Raw genomic sequence first — 15,925 nt, forward strand, 5'->3', positions numbered from 1 at the left:
GCCCGGTGCGAAACCATCACACCCTTCGGCTTACCGGTCGACCCCGACGTGTAAATGATGTAAGCGAGGTCATCCGGCGAGACATCCACCCGCTCCGGCTCCCCAGCCAGCGTCGCGTCCATGCGCCACTGCGGCACCTCGAAAGGCAGATCGGCCGCCGTGATCACCCCGACCGCACCGGCATCCTCCACCTGCGCCTGCCACCGCGCCGGCGGCTGCTGCGGATCCAACGGCAACCACGCACCACCAGCCTTCAGCACACCCAACTGCGCCACCGGCAGATCCGGACCACGATCCAGCAGAATCCCCACCACCGCGCCCGGACCGACACCGAACTCCCGCTGCAGCGCCGCCGCCACACCATTCGACGCCACATCCAAATCGCCGTAGGTCAACTCCCGGCCACCGTCATGCATCACCGCGATCGAGTCCGGCGCCCACCCCGCGACCAGGTCATGCAGGAGCTGCGAGCCGTCACGGACAACCGGCGCCGGGTTCCAGCCGCTGATCTCCGCCCACTCCGCGGGCGCCACCAACGGCAACGACGCCACCTTCACCTGCGGATCCGCCACACCCAACCGCAACGCCCGCTCAAAATGCCGGATCAGGCGCAGCATCCGATCCTCGTCGAACAGCTCGGTGGAGTACTCCAGCCAGACGCTCAGCGACCCGTCGGCGGCCTCGTCGACCTGGAAGGCCATGTCGAAGCGGGAGGTGCCGTTGTCCACCGGCACCGGCTCGACGCTGAGGTCGCCGAGCCGGAACTCGTCGAGGATGGCGTTGGTGAGCAGGGTGAAGCTGATCTGGAAGAGAGGGTTGCGGCCGGGCACCCGGCCCGGTTTGAGCGCGTCGACCACCGTGCCGAACGGCACGTCCTGGTGTTGCAGGGCGCCCAGCACCGACTCCGAGCAGCGCTGCACGACCTCGGCGAACGTCGGGTCGCCGGCCAGGCCCACGCGCAGCACGGTGGAGTTGGCGAAAAAGCCGGCCAGGGCTTCCGTCTCGGCCCTGGTGCGGCCGGACAGCACCGATCCCACCACCACGTCCGGCTGACCGCACCAGCGCGACAGCACCGTCACGAACCCGGCCTGGAGCACGGCGAGCAGCGACGTCCGGGTCGTGCCCACCAGTTCGCGGACGCCCGCGACGACCTCGGGGTCCAGCGCCTGGCGGAGCACCGCGCCGGTGCCGGCCGGGTTCGCCGGGCGGGGCCGGTCCGCCGGGAAGTCCAGCTCCGGCAGGTCGGCCAGCCGGGACTTCCAGTACTCCAGCTGGCCCTCGATGACCTCGCGCCCGGCCCGGGACTGCCACGCCGCGTGGTCGACCGGCTGGATCCGCAGGTCGGGCAGCTGCCGTCCCTCGTACAGGGCGGTCAGGTCCTGGGCCATCAGGCCCACCGACCAGCCGTCGGTGATGATGTGGTGCATGACCAGCACCAGCACGTGCTCGGTGTCCGAGATCCGGGCCAGGGCGGTCCGCAGCAGCGGTCCGGTGGCCAGGTCGAACGACCGGCGGACCTCGGCGTCGGCCCACTCCTGGAGCCGGTCGCCCGAGGTCAGGTCGGTGACCGGCAGCTCCCAGGCCGCCGGGGGCGGTGCGATCACCTGGTACGGCGAGCCGTGCTCGGCGTGGAAGGTGGTGCGCAGGCTCTCGTGCCGTTCGACCAGCGCGCGCAGCGCCTCCCGCAGGGCCGGCAGGTCCAGGGTGCCGCGCAGCCGCAGCGCGAACGGCACGTGATAGGTGGCCGAGCCCTCGTTGAGCTGGTGGAGCAGCCACTGATAGCGCTGCAGCCGGGAGACCGGCAGGAAGCCGTCCCGCGGGATCGGCTCGATGGTGTTGCGCTTGGCGGCCTCGGCACGCCGCCGGCGCAGCCGCAGCTCGATGAGCGCCCGCTTCGGGTCGGCGACGTCTCCCACGGCGGCGGGCTGGTCGATTGCCGTCATCTCGCTGCTACTCCCCTCGCGTGCCGGGTGCCGCCGGCTCGGCGACCCCCTCGGAAAGCTCGTCGAGATCGTCGAGCAGCGCCTGTTCGACGATCTCGGTGAGCCGGTCGATGCTGCCCTCGGTGTAGACGACGATCAGCGGGACGGTGACCCCGAAGGCGTCGTCGAGGCGTCCCACGAGCTGCACGGCGCGCAGCGACGTCCCGCCGGCGGCGAAGAACGTCTCGTCGTCGTCGGCCGGGACGGCGCCCATCACGTCCCGCCAGATCGCGGCGACGTCGTCGCGCAGGCCCAGGCCGCTCATGACTCCGCCGTCCCGAACGCGCGGTCCCATTCCTTCTCGGCGACGGCCGCGGCCTGCCGCCACGGCGACTGATATTCCATCTCCGCGGCGTACCGGGCGATGCGGTCGCGGTCGGCCCAGACCTTGTGGAAGGCCTCGGCGTAGCGCAGCAGCAGGTCGCCGGACTCCGGGTGCAGGTGGGCCTTCTGGATGGCGAACGAGTTGTCGATCACCTGGTGGGTGGCCGGGAAGTCGTCCTCGCGGTAGGGGCGGTCGGTGACGCCGGGCAGCGCCCACGGGTACGGTCCCAGGCCGCGGCGCTCCCGGAAGACCCGCTGCGCGGGCAACGGCATCAGCTGGTACGGGCCGACCGGCACGTTCTCCGCGCGCAGCGCCCGCTGCACGGCCGCCCGGATCGGCCCGGCGTGCCCGGGGCCGAGCCCGAACGCGGCGGGGTCGATCCGGAACCGCAGGATGTGCCACGCGTGGGTGCGGTCGGTGCCCGCGGCCGGCCGGTGCAGTCCGTCCAGGGTGGCCAACTCCTGCAGCATCCGGCATACGTTCGCGTCGCGCTGCGCGTCCTCCTGCGGGAAGCGGGCCAGCTGGCTGCGGGTGAACGCGGCCTGCAGGGCACTGGGCTTGTTGTTCCAGCCCAGTTCGTGGGCGACGTAACTGCGCTCGCCGCGCGCCGGGATCAGCTCGCCGAACTGGCGCAGCATGGTGGCCCGGGTGGCCAGCGCCGGGTCGTCGGTGGTGATCAGCCCGCCCTCACCGCAGGTGGCGAGATTCTTGCTGACGTTCAGGCTGAACGTGTTGACGGCGCCGATCGACCCGACCGGGCGGTCCCGGTAGCGGGCGCCGTGCGCCTGCGCGGCGTCCTCCACCACCGGTATGCCGTGCCGGGCGGCGACGGCGCCGATCTCGTCCAGGTCGGCCGGCAGACCGTGCAGGTGGACGACGACGATCGCCCGGGTGCGCGGGGTGATCACGGCCTCCACCGTCTCAGCGGTGACGTTGTACGTGTACGGGTCGATGTCGGCGAAGACGGGCACCGCCATCAGGTGCAGCGGGGCGGCCGCGGTGGCGATGAAGCTGAGCGCCGGCACGACGACCTCGTCGCCGGGGCCGACGCCGAGCGCGCGCAGCGCCACCGAGATGGCCGCGGTGCCGTTGCTGACCATGACGCAGTGCCGGGTGCCGGCCTGCTCCGCCCATTCGCGTTCCAGGGCGGGGATCTCCTGCTCGCCGGAGGAGGCGGTGGTGTAGCGGCCCGAGTCGAAGGAACGCAGCACGGCCTCCCGGTCCTCGGGCATGACCCGGGGCCAGGCCGGGATGCGGGTGCCGCGGGGCACCGCCGGGCTGCCGCCGAACAGGGCGAGACCGGTGGTGGTGCGATTGCCGGAAGTCGTGGTCACAGCTCAGCTCTTTCCCGGTCCAGCGCCAGCAGGGCGCGCTCCTGGTCGTTCAGCAGGGCGTCGAAGCGGCGGCCCAGGCGCTGCGCGCTCAGGCCGTCGCTGGTCAGAGCGGCCATGATCCGGACCGCCGACCAGTGGTGGGCGAGCCGCTCGACCTCGCGGGCGCGCTCGATGAGGCTCGGTACGTCCGCGGCGCGGGCGGCCTCGGCGAGCCAGTCCGCGTGCACCGCGGTGCAGGCGAGCACCGTTCCGGCGGCGACGAACAGCTCGTCGCGGATGTCCTCGCCGGCGGCGAGCCGCTTGACCGTGTCGTCGCAGAACGCGCGCATCCCGGCGAGCCCGGTGTAGGCGCCGTCGCCGCTGCTCTGCTCGTCGAAGTGGCGCAGGTTGAGGCCGAGGACGCGGGCCACCTCGGCGCGGTCCAGCGCCGGGACGGTGGCGGCCGGCGGCAGGTCGACGGTCAGCCAGCGGTTGCCGATGTGGACGCCGGTGAAGAACATGTCCCGGTCGTGCACCACCTCGTTGCCGGAATCGCGGGACGCGGTCAGCTCGGCGACGGTGATGTCGCCGTGGAAGAACGGCGGCACCGCGTCAAGCACCCGGACGGTGCCCGCCTCGTCGTCGAAGCCGTGCACCACGACCAGATGGTTGGAGTGGACGTCCTGATAGGCCGGTCGGAACGGGAGGTGGAAGTTGTCCACGGCGACGGCCACCGGGCGGCCGCCGGCCACCATCTCGCGGACCTCGGCCCAGCCCTGCCCGGCATCCAGCGGCTCGTGCCAGGCGGAGGTGACCCCGTGGTACGGAGCCAGCGCGGCCAGCAGCGAGACCCCCGGCGGGCACGGGTAGTAGTACTCCTCCCGGCGCACCCCGTCGGGCCGGTGCCGGAACGTCCACGCCGCACCCAGCACCGGCAGGGCGGGCAGGCCGTGGAACTCCAGCAGGGTGGCGAAACAGGCGTGCAGGCAGCCGCCGAGGTCGTGCCGCCAGGGGCGTACGCCGTCCACTACCGTCCTCATCGCGGGTCCTCCTCGAAGCCGGCGGGAACGAGGGTCATGGCGAACACGTGGATCGCCGGGTTGTCGGGCAGGCGCACCGCACGCAGCCCGGTGGCGCGGGACACCGGCACCCGCAGGCGCCAGATCGACGGGCCGAACTTGCGCTCCACGTGCCGGGGATAGTGCAGGTGAGTGCACTGGTACGCCGGGCTCTCGCCGAAGCGCGCCGCGGTCTCCGGCCAGAAGTCCGACACCCGCAGCCACTCCGGGTCCACGGTCCCGTCGGCGTAGTGCAGCCACATCGGGTCCTCGGTGCGGCGCTCGGCCGCGGCCAGCAGCTGGATCCAGTCGTACCGGCCCGGTGGCACGCCGACGAGCTGCCCGGCGCAGCGGACGTTGTCGGGCCGGCCGGGCGCGGCGGGCGGGAACCGGAACGGGATGCCGTCCACCCGGACCGGGCCGGCGGCGGGCAGCTGCTCGGCGGGGTACGAGTTGCCCCAGATGTTGAAGCTGCCGGCCGCCGTGCGGTCGGCGGTGGTGATGCCGGTGTTGTCGGCGTACGGGTCGAGGTCGACGACGACCGGGTCGCGCCGGTCCACGAGGTCGGTCAGCGGAGCGATCATGAGCACCTGGCCACGGTCGTAGTGACGGGTTGCGGGAAGAGCGCCGGCTCGGCGCCGGGCGCGGGGCGGTAACGGGCGTGCAGCAGCGGGTCGGCGGTGCGCGGCATGAGATGGGCCGGAACGCCGGCCCTGGGCAGCGCGAAGGTGACCGAGTCACCGTCACGCCGGCCGTCCCGGGCCAGCACCCCCAGCAGTTGTTCCTTGGTGCGGGGCCCGGGAGCGGGGTGGACGTCGACCCCGGCCAGGAGCGGCCCGCGAGCCCCGTGCCGGGTGCCGGCGTCGCGGTTCTGAGCGGCCAGGACGGCGGTGAGCGGTTCCGGGTCGCCGGCTGTCGCTGTCAGTCCCCGCTCGTCGAGGATCCAGACCACTGTCAGGGCTTGCGGCGGGGGCGGCAGCCAGGCCGGCCCGGCCGCGGTGGGTGTGCCCGGTGTCCTGGTCATCGTCACCTCGCTCAGCGGCTTGTCGCCGGGGAGCCAGTGCCGTTCGGGCCGGAAGCCCAGCCTGGCGTAGAACGGGGGCAGGCAGCGCTCCACGACGGCGTCGAGGAGGAGCCGGCCGACGCCCTCCCGGGCGGCGGCGGCTTCCACGGCGGCGAGCAGCGCCCGCGCGGCACCGGTGCCGCGGCGGGCCGGATCGGTGGCGACGCGGGTGATCTCCCAGACGCCGGGGCCGGGCCGCACCCGCAGCACACCGGTGAGCTCGCCGGCGGAGTCCTGCGTGATCCACACCAGCGTGCCGGCGCGCGCTCCCGCGCTGACAGCTTCGGCGGTGTCCCGGGCGCCGTCGGGCACCGGCAGGCCGGGGAGCGGGTCGCCGGCCCGGTAGGCGGCGCGGGTGAGGGCGGCGATGCGCCCGGCCCATCCGGCACGGGCCGTGTCGGCGGGATCCAGCGCAACCACGGCGGGCGCGGGCGCGGCGGGCGCGGGCACGGCCACGCCGGGCGGGGGCGTGCTGGGCGGAGGCGTGCTGGGCGGGGGCGTGCTGAGCAGCTCAGTCATGGCCGAGCACCAACTGGTGGAAGCAGTCCGCCGCGAACTCCAGGGCCTCCACCGCGATCCGCTCGTCCGCGCAGTGCAGCAGGCCGCGGTAGCTGCGATCGAGCGGATGCCGCAGCGGGAACCAGCCGAAGCATTGGATGCCGAGCCGGGGGAACAGCCGCGCGTCGGTGGAGGCGGTGGTCACCATCGGGAAGGCGATGCCGCCGGGGTCCGCGGCGGTGACGATGCCGGCGAGCCGGTCGTAGAAGCCGTCGAGCCGTGGCGGCGGCATCATCTCGCCCTCGACCAGGATCTCCAGGTCCATCTCGCAGCCGGCGCGGTCGCGCAGCGCGGTGAGGAAGTCCGCGGAGCTGAACTCGCCGGGCAGCAGGCGGCCGTCGAGCTCCACCGTGATGTCGGTGGGCAGCACGTTGGTGGCAGTGCCGCCGTGCACGACGGTGGCGTTGACTGTGTGGCGCACCAGCGAGCGCAGATATCGCACGTCGGCGTCGTCGAAACCCGCCAGGGCGGTGACGTCGGCCGGATCGTCGCGGAACCGGGCCAGCCGCCCGCTGACCGGCTCGGGCAGCTTCCCGGCCAGCTCGTCGAGCATCCGCCGCACCACCGGCGTGAGGCTGATGTCCAGGCCGCCGTCGTCGATGGCGGCGAGCAGCCGGAACAGCTTGTGCGCCGCACCGCCCGGCCCGGCCACCCGGGAGGCGTGACCACCGGCGCCGCGCAGCGTGGCCCGGACCCAGCAGGCGCGTTTCTCGGCCACCACGATCGGGTGCAGCCGGGTCTGCCGGCCCAGGCCCAGTTCGGCGCCACCGTCCTCACCGATCGCGTACCGCACCCCGGCGAACAGCTCGGGATGCCGCTCGACGAGGAAGTGGGCGCCGGTGGCGCTGCCGGCCTCCTCGTCGGGCATGACGGCGAGGATCACGTCCCCGGCGGGCGGGGTGCCGTCGGCAGCCAGCCGCAGCACGGCCGCCAGCATGGCCGCCAGGTGGCCCTTCATGTCGACGGCGCCGCGGCCCCACAGCTCGCCGTCGACGATGTCGGCGTCGAACGGCGGCCGGGTCCACGGCTGCCCGGCGACCGGGACCACGTCCACGTGGGCGTGCAGCAGCAGCGGCGGCGCGACGCCACGGCCGGCCAGGCGGGCGACGAGGTTGGGGCGTTCCGGGTCGGCGGCCAGCAGCCGGGTCTCCAGCCCGGCCGCGTCCAGCAGGTCCCGGATCCAGGCGACGCAGGCGGCCTCCGCGCCGGGCGGGTTGACGGTGGGGAATCGGATGAGCTGTTGCGCGATGGCCACCGGCCCGGCCGGCAGGACCGGCGCGGGCGTGGTGGTCGTGCCGGCTGCCGTCATCGTGGGTGTCCTTCCGTAGGGAGAGCTGCGCGGTCAGGCCGGGGCGAGCGCGGCCGCGTCGCGGAGCAGGCCGGCCGCGCCCGGACGCAGTGAGGCGGTGACCGGCAGGCGTTTGATGCCGGCGACGAAGTTGGACTCGAGGTGTTCGATCGGGCCGGCCACCTCGAACCGCTCGACGGTGCGGACGAGTTCCTCGAAGAGCAGGTTCAGCGCGATCTTGGCGAGCGGCGCGCCGATGCAGTAGTGCGGTCCGAACCCGAAGGCGACGTGCCGGTTGGGCCGGCGGGTGACGTCGAAGCGGTACGGCTCGGGAAAGACGTCCTCGTCCCGGTTGGCCGATCCCAGCCAGGTGACCAGCGCGTCACCCTTGCCGATCGGCACACCGCCCAGCTCGCAGTCGCGGACGGCGTACCGCAGGAAGTGGTTGGCCGGCGACGCCCACCGCAGGCCCTCGTCCACCGCGCCGGGAACCAGCGACGGGTCGTCGAGCAGCCGCTGGTACTGCTCGGGGTGCTCGATCAGCGCCAGCAGGGTGGCGGCGATGGCGTGCGGGGTGGTGACGTTCGCACCGAGCAGCAGGCTGTAACAGTTGTAGACGATCTCGTCGTGGCGCAGCCGGCGGCCGCCGGCCTGCATGGTGCGCAGGAAGCCGATCAGGTCGTCGTCGCCGCCGGGGTGGCGGCGCACGTGCCGGGAGAAGTACGCGAACAGCTCGTGGTGTGCCACGGCGAGGCTGCCGTCGCCCTCGCCGTAGTCCGGGTCCTCCGGGGCGATGGCCATCGTGGACAGCTTGGTGAGGCGGGGCCAGTCCTTCTCGGGCAGGCCCATCAGCGCGCCGATCAGGGCCATCGGGAAGGCCGGGGCCGCGGCGGCGACGTCGAAGACCCCGCCGTCGAGCAGCGGCGCGATCGTCCGGTGGACGAGGCGGCGGATCTGCGGCTGCCGCTCGCGCAGGGAGCGGTGCGACATCACCTTCGTCAGCGGCTCCCGCATCGCGGTGTGCACCGGCGGGTCGCTGGCCGCCAGCATCTTGTTGCCGGCCGGGTCGTCGGTGCCGAGGATGCTCAGCAGGGTGCCGCGGCTCGAGGTGAAGCGGGTGTGGTCGCGCAGCACCTCGTTGACGTCGGAATAGCGCGTGATGTTCCAGAACCACCGCCCGTCCGGCAGCGTCTGGCGGTGCACCGGTGAGCGCCGGCGCAGCGCCTGCCACAGCGGGTGCGGGTCGCCGTGGGCGTAGAGGGCCGGGTCGTACAGGTCGAGGGAGTCGAGGTCGACGGCGTCGGGGTCCCCGGCCGGGACGCTGATCCTCACTCCTGGGCCTCCTTGATCGCGATGGTCAGCTCGGCCACGGTGGGGTTGAGGTAGAACTCGCGCGGGGTGATGAAGACGTCCCACCGCGCCGCGATCTCGCCGGCGATCTGCACGGCCATCAGCGAGTGGCCGCCGAGCTCGAAGAAGTCGTCGTCGGTGCCGACCTCGTCGACGCCCATCAGGTCGGCCCAGACAGCGGCGAGCGCGATCTCGATCTCGTCCTTCGGGGCCACGTAGTCGCTGCTGAGCTCGGGGCGCCCGGGTAGCTCGTACCGGCGCAGGGCGGCCCGGTCGACCTTGCCGTTGGGGTTGAGCGGCAGCTCGTCGAGCGGGACGAAGCGGGCCGGCACCAGATATTCCGGCAGCTGCCCGGCGAGTTCGCGGCGCAGCTCCGGCACGGGCAGCGCGTCGTCGCCGACGAGGAACGCCACCAGCCGCCGCCCGGTGCGCGGATGGGTCTGGTCCACCACGACCGCGTCGCGCACCCCGGGCTGGGCGAGCAGGGCCGCCTCCACCTCGCCGGGCTCGATCCGGAAGCCTCTGATCTTGACCTGGTCGTCGGCCCGGCCGAGGAACTCCACCGTGCCGTCCGGCCGGAACCGGGCCAGGTCGCCGGTGCGGTACATCCGGGCCCCGGGCTCGGACGCGAACGGGTCGGGCAGGAACCGCTCCGCGGTGTGGCCGGGCCGGCCGAGGTAACCGTGTGCCAGGCCCTCGCCGCCGGTCCACAGCTCCCCCACGTCGCCGTCGGCCACCGGGCGCAGCCGGGCGTCGAGCACGTGGACGGTGGTGCCGGTGATCGGGCTGCCGATCGGCACGGTCGCGGTGGTGACCGGCTCGGTCATCGGGTGGCAGCAGGTGAACGTGGTGTTCTCGGTCGGGCCGTACCCGTTGACGACGGTGGTACCGGGCAGCGCGGCGAGGGCCCGGCCGACGTGGGCGACGGAGAGCACGTCGCCGCCGGCGAGCAGGTAGCGCAGGCCGCGCAGGCGCTCGATCGGGCCGTCCACCATCTGGTGGAACAGACCGGCGGTGAGCCACAGGATCGTGACGCCGGTGCGCTCGATCGTGCCGGCCAGGTCGTGCAGGGTGGGCTCGCCGGCCGGGAAGACCACCAGCCGGGCGCCGTGCGCGAGCGGGGCCCAGATCTCCAGGGTGGAGGCGTCGAAGGCGACCGGCGCCAGGTGCAGGACCGCGTCGGCGGCGCTGATGTCCAGGAACGACGGTTCGGCGATGAGCCGGACGACAGCGCGGTGCGGAACGATCACGCCTTTCGGGGTGCCGGTGGATCCGGAGGTGTAGGCGACGTAGGCCGGGCTGTCCCCGGTGCCGGCCGGGTCGCCGCCGGCCGCGGCCTCGGGGTAGGAGGCCGGGTCGTCGATCGCGACGAGGTGGGCGGCGAGCCCGTCCGCGTCGGCCAGCGTGGCCCGCTCGGTGAGCAGCACCGAGATGCCGGCGTCGGCGACCGTGTGCCGCTGCCGTTCGCGCGGATGGCGGGTGTCCAGGGCGACGTAGGCGCCACCGGCCTTGAGAACGGCCAGCAGAGCGACGATCAGGTCGGCCGAGCGCCGGGCGTGCACGCCGACGTTGTCGCCGGTGGTGACACCGTGCCGGCGCAGGGTCCCGGCCAGCCGTTCGGCCCGGGCGTCCAGCTCGGCGTAGGTCAGGCGGACGTCGCCGCACTCGACCGCGCAGGCGTCCGGGGTCCGCTCGGCCCAGGTCCGCACCATGGCGTGCACGGTGAGCGAGCCGGCCGCCGTGCCTCGTTCGAGGGTTACCGAGGTAGCTGTCATGTCCATTCTCTCCATCGGCGTTGTAGTGAAACGGCCGGAGACGTCTCCCGGGGTGACTGCCGCTGACAGCGGACGGCGGGTCAGGCCGGCGCGGCCTGGCGCAGGCTCAGCGGCCGCATGTCGGTCCAGACCTCGTCGACGTGTGCCAGGCACACCGCCTTGGTCCCGCGGGTGCCGTCGGCACGCCATCCGTCCGGTACGGCCAGTGCGGCGGGCCAGATCGAGTACTGCTCCTCGTGGTTGACCACCACGACGTACTCGGTTGTGTCCTCGTCCTGTGAGCCGGGCATCGGATCCACCTCTCTTCTGGGCGTTCACCACCTGCTAGGAAGCTATGGCCGGCGCCGTGTCGCACACATCCACGCGGCAGTGGAATCGGCACCGACTCAGCCGTGGACGGGCGTTGCAGCCGGGGTGGCCGTCGCGTTGACGGCGGTCCACACGGCGTCGGCGGTGGCGACGAGCCGGCCTCCGGCGGTGTAGAGCGCGGTGGCGTTCACGGCGGTGCGGCCGGAGGTGCGCACCCGCGCGCCGACGATCACGTACGCCGAGCCGGCGGGGACGGTGTCCGCGCCGTAGGCGGTCATCCGGGTGAGCAGCATCATCTGCGCCCTCAGATCCTCGGTCCAGCCACCGGGACAGTCGAGCGCGGACCACACGACGGCGGGGTCGACCGTGCCGTCCGGGCGGGCGAAGCCGGGATCCGGCGTCCACAGGCAGGCGACGGTGCCGGGCCGGCCGGGCACCGGCCCGGGACGCAGCGCGAGCCCGTCCGGGCGGTCCGTGCCGCAGGCGAAACAGGTCGGTGCGGGATGCCGGGAGCCGCCGTAGTAGTGCTCCTCCGTGGACGAGGCCACCTCGGGCGAGACCGGGTCCGGCGCGGGTGACCGGGTCGAGCCGGCGGCGGCCACCGTGGCCACCAACTCGTCCCGGTAGAGGATCGACGTCCGCCGGGGCCCGGGACGGACCGTCATCGTGGCGTCCAGCGGAGGTGGACGCGTCAACGTGACGGCCGGGTCGGCGTGGTGCGTCAGGGCGGCGAAGACGCCGCAGGCATAACCCCCGGTGACGCTCTCCGGCGGGCCGTTGAAACGGGCCGGGACGACGACGGTGAGTTCGGTCGTATCAGTGGGCATGATGTCTCCGGTCGATGTCCGCCGAGGTGCTCAGGTCGTACCCCACCGTGCTCCTGCTCGTCAGGCGGCCTCGCGCACCAGGCCGGTCTGATAGGCGAAGGCGACGAGCTGGGCGCGATCGCGCAGGTCCAGCTTGTGGCGGATGCGGTGCAGGTGGGTGCGCACCGTGCTCACGCTGATGTACAGCGACGCGGACGCCTCGTCGATGGACATGCCGTGCCCCATGAGCGTCAGGACCTCGCGTTCGCGCTCGGTCAGCCCGACGATTTCCGGCGAGGTGGCCGGCCGCGGGCCGCCGCCGAAGTCGCAGAACCAGGTGATGAGCTGCTCCGAGACCTCCGAGCTGAGCACGGTCCGGCCGCGCACCATGCACCGGGTGGCGGCGACGACCTCGTCGGAGTCGGCGTCCCGGCTGAGCAGGCCCTTCGCCCCCGCCTGCAGCAGCGACGAGATCACCTCGTGGGTCATCTCCTGGTAGAAGACCAGGCAGTTGGTGTGGCCGCCGGCCTGCTCGTCCTTCCCGGCCAGCTCGCGGACGAGATCGAGGCCGGCGCCCGGTCTGGCGGTGCCCAGCAGCAGGGCGTCCGGCCGGAGATTGCGTGCCTGCACGGCCGCCTCGTGCAGGTCCGAGGTGGCGCCGACGACATCCAGGTCCGGGATGGCGTCGAGCAGTGTCCTGATCCCGTCACGGACGAGCGGAAGTTGGTCACACACAAGCACGGTGCCCAGCATGATTCCCCGATCTGATCGGCTTTTGGCCATGACCACAGTCACGCTGATAATGACTATCATAGATCTATGTGATTCGCTGACCGATCCCTGAAAGCTCGATCCAAAGCGCGTCATCGCACAAAAAGGAATCGTTCCGGACATCCCGCGCATGAATGAAGGTTCGAATTGATCAAGGCCCTGAACAGGAGTTAATGCAGGTCACGCACATCCGCCGCAGGCCCGCCACCCAAGCATTGGGAGGCGGGCGGGAAATTCCCTGGTCCGGCGCTATTCCTCGTTCCAAACACTGGAATTGTTACAGAGTTTTGTATGCCGTAGGGAAAGTAACAATGGCGGGGTCAGCCTGGTGCAGCCTCTTCCTTGGCGGCCTGCGCCGGGCCTGCCTCCAGCGGATCCTTCAATCGGAGAACGGGCGACAAGAGCAGGATCAGCGTCGGCAGCAACAGACCCGCCACACCGATGAACAGACCGTTGCGGACGCCGACGGTCGTGGCGACGACGCCGGTGGCCAGCGAGCCCAGCGGCACTGCCGCGTAACTGGCCAGCCGCATCACCGCGTTGACCCGCCCCAACAGGTTCGCCGGTGCCACCGTCTGGCGCAGCGTGACCGAGCCGATCACCGAGATCGTCACCCCGAAACCGGTCGCCAGGTACGCGGCGGCGATCAGGATGCCCGAGGTCAGCTGCGGCCCGTCGGCGAGCGGAACCAGCACCGGGGCCACGCAGCCGAGCGCGGTGCCGGCCACGAAGGTCGGGCCGAACCCGAACCGGCGCACCACCCGCGGCGCGACGACGGCACCGGCCAGCCCGCCCAGGCTGCCGACGCTGATGCACAGGCCGAGCATCCCGGCGCTGAGGCCGAGCTGGGTCAGCGCGTAGAGGACGATCAGCGTCTCGCCGAACTGGACGAAGAAGTTGTAGGTGAACGACTCCAGGCAGATGGTGCGCAGGAACGGGTTGCGGGCTACCACCGCGAGGCCGTCGGCGACCTGCCGGCGGAGCCCGGCCGGCGGCTCGCCGTCGTCGGCCGGCGAGGTGTCGGGCGTCCGGATCGCCTTGAGCGTGAACACCGACAGCAGGTAGGAGACGGCGTCGACCAGCAGCGTCACCGGCGCCGTCAGCACCTGGACCAGCCCGCCGGCGACACCCGGGCCGGCGACCTCGGAGACCGAGTAGCTGACCGACAGCTTGCTGTTGCCGTCGACGAGCTGCTCCTTGCTGACCACGGTCGGCAGATAGGACAGATAGGCCACGTCGAAGACCACCGTGCCGGCGCCGATCAGCAGCAGTGCGACGGCCAGCCAGCTCAGATGGAGCAACCCGGTGACCCCGGCGACGGCGATCGCCGTGATCAGCACGCCGCGGAGGAGGTTCGCGGCGATCATCGCCGGGCGGGCCGGGTGCCGGTCGATCCAGAGCCCCACCGGAAGGGTGAGGAACAGGAACGGCAGGAACTCCATGGTACGGAGCAGGCTCAGCTCGCCGGCGTCGGCGCCGAGTGCGGTGATGGCCAGCACCGGCACGGCGAACGTGGTGATCTGGCTGCCGATCATGGAGACCGACTGGCCGCCCCAGAACCAGAGAAAGTCCCGGTTGCGCCAGATCGACGCCGGCACCTTCGTACTCGTCATCCCGTCACCTCCGCGCTCCCCCTTACCCGAGAGGTCCGGGCGTAACCACCTTTCTGGTTTTGATGGTGTCGAATCTCGTGGGCGGGGCACACTGGGCAGGTGAACACCGGTCCGACCCGCAACATCCCCGCCACCGCACCCGGCCGGCTGGAGCTGGTTCAGCGTTTCCTGAACTCGCTGCACGTCGAACGGGGCACCGACGCGCTCGACGTGCCCGCCCGGGCGTACTCGTGGCTGGCCGACGCCGGCCGGCCCACGCCGCCCCCGCCGGGCCCCGGCGACCTGGACCGGCTGCGCCTGCTGCGCCGCGAGCTCCGGGCCGGATGCGGCGACGGCGACCGCGACGACGAGGCGCTGGCCCGGCTGGCCACCGACGCGCCACTCGTCGTGGTCCCCGGCGAGAACGGCGCCCTGCGCCTGATGCCGGCCGGCGACGGCCACCGGGCGGTCCTGGCCATGCTGCTCGCCGCGGCCTACGAGGCACAGTCCGACGGCACCTGGACCCGCCTCAAGATCTGCCACCACGACGGCTGCCGCTGGGTCTTCTACGACGAGTCCCGCAGCCGAACGGCGACCTGGTGCGCGATGGGCATCTGCGGCAACCGCACCAAGGTCGCCGCCTACCGCCGCCGGCGCGCGCGCAACGACGTCTAGAGCTCGCCCCGATACCGCTCCGCCAACAGGCCGGCGGCACGACGGCGCAGCTCGGTCGGCCGGCCCCAGAGCAGCGCGTCGACAGCCGCCCGGCGGTAGAACAACTGCGCGTCGTGCTCCTCGGTCATGCCCACCGCGCCGTGCAGCTGAACGGCCTCGGTGCCGGCCGTGCGCACCAGCTCGGCGGCGGTGGCCAGCGCCTGATGAGCGGCCAGCCGGGCGTCACCGCCCTCGTCCGCCGTCGCGGCCGCGTGCAGCACCAACAGCCGGGCGGCGTGCACACCCGTAGCCAGATCCGCCATCCGGAACGCCGGCGCCTGGAACCGCCCGATGGCCTGCCCGAACTGCCGCCGCTCCCGCAGATAGCCGGCCGTCTCGTCCAGAGCCGCCTGCGCGGCCCCCACCAACTGGGCGGCATGCCGGATCCGGGCGGTCACCAGCGCGCCCGCCCAGGTCGTACCGTCGCCCAGCTCCTCGACGTCCTTGAGCGGCACGTCCCGGAAGATGACCTCGTAGAAGTCGCCGCGCCCGATGTCGTCGTGCCGGCGCCGTTCGACGCCGGGGTGGGTGCCCGGCACCAGAACCAGCTTCTCCGCACCGACCAGCAGGAACCAGGCGACGTCCGGGGCGAACGCCACGAACTGCCGGGTCGCCCGCAGGACGCCGCCGCTCACGTCGAGCGCACCCGGCACGTCCGGCTCGTCCCGGGCGCTCTCCCGGACCGCGACGGCGACGGCTTCACCGCCGGCCATCCGGGCGGCCAGGTCCTCGCGTCCCGCCCCGGCGGCGAGTTCGATCGCGAGCGCGGTGTCCGCCCAGGGGCTCTGATACAACGCGGCGCCGATCTTCTCGGCCAGCACCACCTGATCGGCGAGCCGTGGCCTCCCGTCGCGGGGCAGCCCACCCAGGTCGCACAGCGTCTGCCAGACCGCCTGCCGGGCGTCCGTCTCGACGTCGTCGAGGGGTGCCACCGCGCCGGCGCCCAGCTCCCGGCTGCCCATCCGGCGCAGTTCCTCGCGCAACTCGCCGCCGAGAAGCTCGTCGAAGGTCGTGTTCACGG

General features: G+C 72.7%; 14 protein-coding genes and 1 pseudogene. 1 reads left to right on the forward strand and 14 read right to left on the reverse strand.

The genetic code is table 11. The features are described from left to right. The 13 genes and pseudogenes from AC0NH5_RS41330 to AC0NH5_RS41390 form a co-directional block, all read right to left on the reverse strand. Positions 1 to 1,751: pseudogene (locus AC0NH5_RS41330) on the reverse strand (condensation domain-containing protein); the annotation flags it as partial. Between the two features lie 199 nt (positions 1,752 to 1,950). Next, entirely contained in the window at positions 1,951 to 2,247 is a 297-nt protein-coding gene (locus AC0NH5_RS41335) for an acyl carrier protein (RefSeq protein ID WP_474413615.1), read from the reverse strand. Continuing rightward, positions 2,244 to 3,641: a DegT/DnrJ/EryC1/StrS family aminotransferase gene (locus AC0NH5_RS41340; protein ID WP_474413617.1), complete on the reverse strand. Its 1,398-nt coding sequence runs from the start codon at positions 3,639 to 3,641 to the stop codon at positions 2,244 to 2,246. The genes AC0NH5_RS41335 and AC0NH5_RS41340 overlap by 4 nt, the downstream gene beginning before the upstream one ends. Beyond that, positions 3,638 to 4,660: a BtrH N-terminal domain-containing protein gene (locus AC0NH5_RS41345; RefSeq protein WP_474413619.1), complete on the reverse strand. Its 1,023-nt coding sequence runs from the start codon at positions 4,658 to 4,660 to the stop codon at positions 3,638 to 3,640. Before AC0NH5_RS41345 ends, AC0NH5_RS41340 begins: the two co-directional genes overlap by 4 nt. After that, positions 4,657 to 5,268: a hypothetical protein gene (locus tag AC0NH5_RS41350; protein WP_474413621.1), complete on the reverse strand. Its 612-nt coding sequence runs from the start codon at positions 5,266 to 5,268 to the stop codon at positions 4,657 to 4,659. Before AC0NH5_RS41350 ends, AC0NH5_RS41345 begins: the two co-directional genes overlap by 4 nt. Continuing rightward, positions 5,259 to 6,260, reverse strand: coding sequence for a GNAT family N-acetyltransferase (locus AC0NH5_RS41355; RefSeq protein WP_474413623.1), 1,002 nt, complete (start codon positions 6,258 to 6,260; stop codon positions 5,259 to 5,261). The genes AC0NH5_RS41350 and AC0NH5_RS41355 overlap by 10 nt, the downstream gene beginning before the upstream one ends. Beyond that, on the reverse strand, positions 6,253 to 7,608 hold the full coding sequence (locus AC0NH5_RS41360) for a M20/M25/M40 family metallo-hydrolase (protein ID WP_474413625.1): 1,356 nt from the start codon (positions 7,606 to 7,608) through the stop codon (positions 6,253 to 6,255). The genes AC0NH5_RS41355 and AC0NH5_RS41360 overlap by 8 nt, the downstream gene beginning before the upstream one ends. A gap of 33 nt (positions 7,609 to 7,641) precedes the next feature. Next, complete coding sequence (locus tag AC0NH5_RS41365) at positions 7,642 to 8,919, reverse strand: cytochrome P450 (protein ID WP_474413627.1); 1,278 nt, start codon at positions 8,917 to 8,919, stop codon at positions 7,642 to 7,644. After that, positions 8,916 to 10,712 carry an amino acid adenylation domain-containing protein gene (locus AC0NH5_RS41370; protein WP_474413628.1) on the reverse strand — a complete coding sequence of 599 codons (1,797 nt, stop codon included), beginning with the start codon at positions 10,710 to 10,712 and terminating at the stop codon, positions 8,916 to 8,918. Before AC0NH5_RS41370 ends, AC0NH5_RS41365 begins: the two co-directional genes overlap by 4 nt. Positions 10,713 to 10,792: 80 nt before the next feature. After that, positions 10,793 to 11,002 carry an MbtH family protein gene (locus tag AC0NH5_RS41375; RefSeq protein WP_474413629.1) on the reverse strand — a complete coding sequence of 70 codons (210 nt, stop codon included), beginning with the start codon at positions 11,000 to 11,002 and terminating at the stop codon, positions 10,793 to 10,795. 96 nt (positions 11,003 to 11,098) lie between these two features. Beyond that, positions 11,099 to 11,848 carry a hypothetical protein gene (locus AC0NH5_RS41380; RefSeq protein WP_474413630.1) on the reverse strand — a complete coding sequence of 250 codons (750 nt, stop codon included), beginning with the start codon at positions 11,846 to 11,848 and terminating at the stop codon, positions 11,099 to 11,101. 60 nt (positions 11,849 to 11,908) lie between these two features. Continuing rightward, entirely contained in the window at positions 11,909 to 12,568 is a 660-nt protein-coding gene (locus AC0NH5_RS41385) for a LuxR C-terminal-related transcriptional regulator (protein WP_474413632.1), read from the reverse strand. 350 nt (positions 12,569 to 12,918) lie between these two features. After that, entirely contained in the window at positions 12,919 to 14,211 is a 1,293-nt protein-coding gene (locus AC0NH5_RS41390) for an MFS transporter (RefSeq protein ID WP_474413634.1), read from the reverse strand. 99 nt (positions 14,212 to 14,310) lie between these two features. Here AC0NH5_RS41390 and AC0NH5_RS41395 point away from each other — a divergent pair, with 99 nt between their 5' ends. Continuing rightward, positions 14,311 to 14,865 carry a CGNR zinc finger domain-containing protein gene (locus tag AC0NH5_RS41395; protein ID WP_474413636.1) on the forward strand — a complete coding sequence of 185 codons (555 nt, stop codon included), beginning with the start codon at positions 14,311 to 14,313 and terminating at the stop codon, positions 14,863 to 14,865. Here the strand turns inward: AC0NH5_RS41395 and AC0NH5_RS41400 are convergent. Further along, entirely contained in the window at positions 14,862 to 15,923 is a 1,062-nt protein-coding gene (locus AC0NH5_RS41400; protein WP_474413638.1) for an acyl-CoA dehydrogenase family protein, read from the reverse strand. The two genes, AC0NH5_RS41395 and AC0NH5_RS41400, sit on opposite strands and share 4 nt — an antisense overlap. Positions 15,924 to 15,925: the final 2 nt, after the last annotated feature.

The sequence above is a fragment of the Actinoplanes sp. 13 genome (genome assembly GCF_056134165.1).

Coding starts and splice junctions, on each gene's coding strand:
- AC0NH5_RS41345 (WP_474413619.1), bottom strand. CDS start 4,660: ATGAGGACGGTAGTGGACGGCGTACGCCCCTGGCGGCACGACCTCGGC.
- AC0NH5_RS41380 (WP_474413630.1), bottom strand. CDS start 11,848: ATGCCCACTGATACGACCGAACTCACCGTCGTCGTCCCGGCCCGTTTC.
- AC0NH5_RS41375 (WP_474413629.1), bottom strand. CDS start 11,002: ATGCCCGGCTCACAGGACGAGGACACAACCGAGTACGTCGTGGTGGTC.
- AC0NH5_RS41390 (WP_474413634.1), bottom strand. CDS start 14,211: ATGACGAGTACGAAGGTGCCGGCGTCGATCTGGCGCAACCGGGACTTT.
- AC0NH5_RS41335 (WP_474413615.1), bottom strand. CDS start 2,247: ATGAGCGGCCTGGGCCTGCGCGACGACGTCGCCGCGATCTGGCGGGAC.
- AC0NH5_RS41360 (WP_474413625.1), bottom strand. CDS start 7,608: ATGACGGCAGCCGGCACGACCACCACGCCCGCGCCGGTCCTGCCGGCC.
- AC0NH5_RS41355 (WP_474413623.1), bottom strand. CDS start 6,260: ATGACTGAGCTGCTCAGCACGCCCCCGCCCAGCACGCCTCCGCCCAGC.
- AC0NH5_RS41370 (WP_474413628.1), bottom strand. CDS start 10,712: ATGACAGCTACCTCGGTAACCCTCGAACGAGGCACGGCGGCCGGCTCG.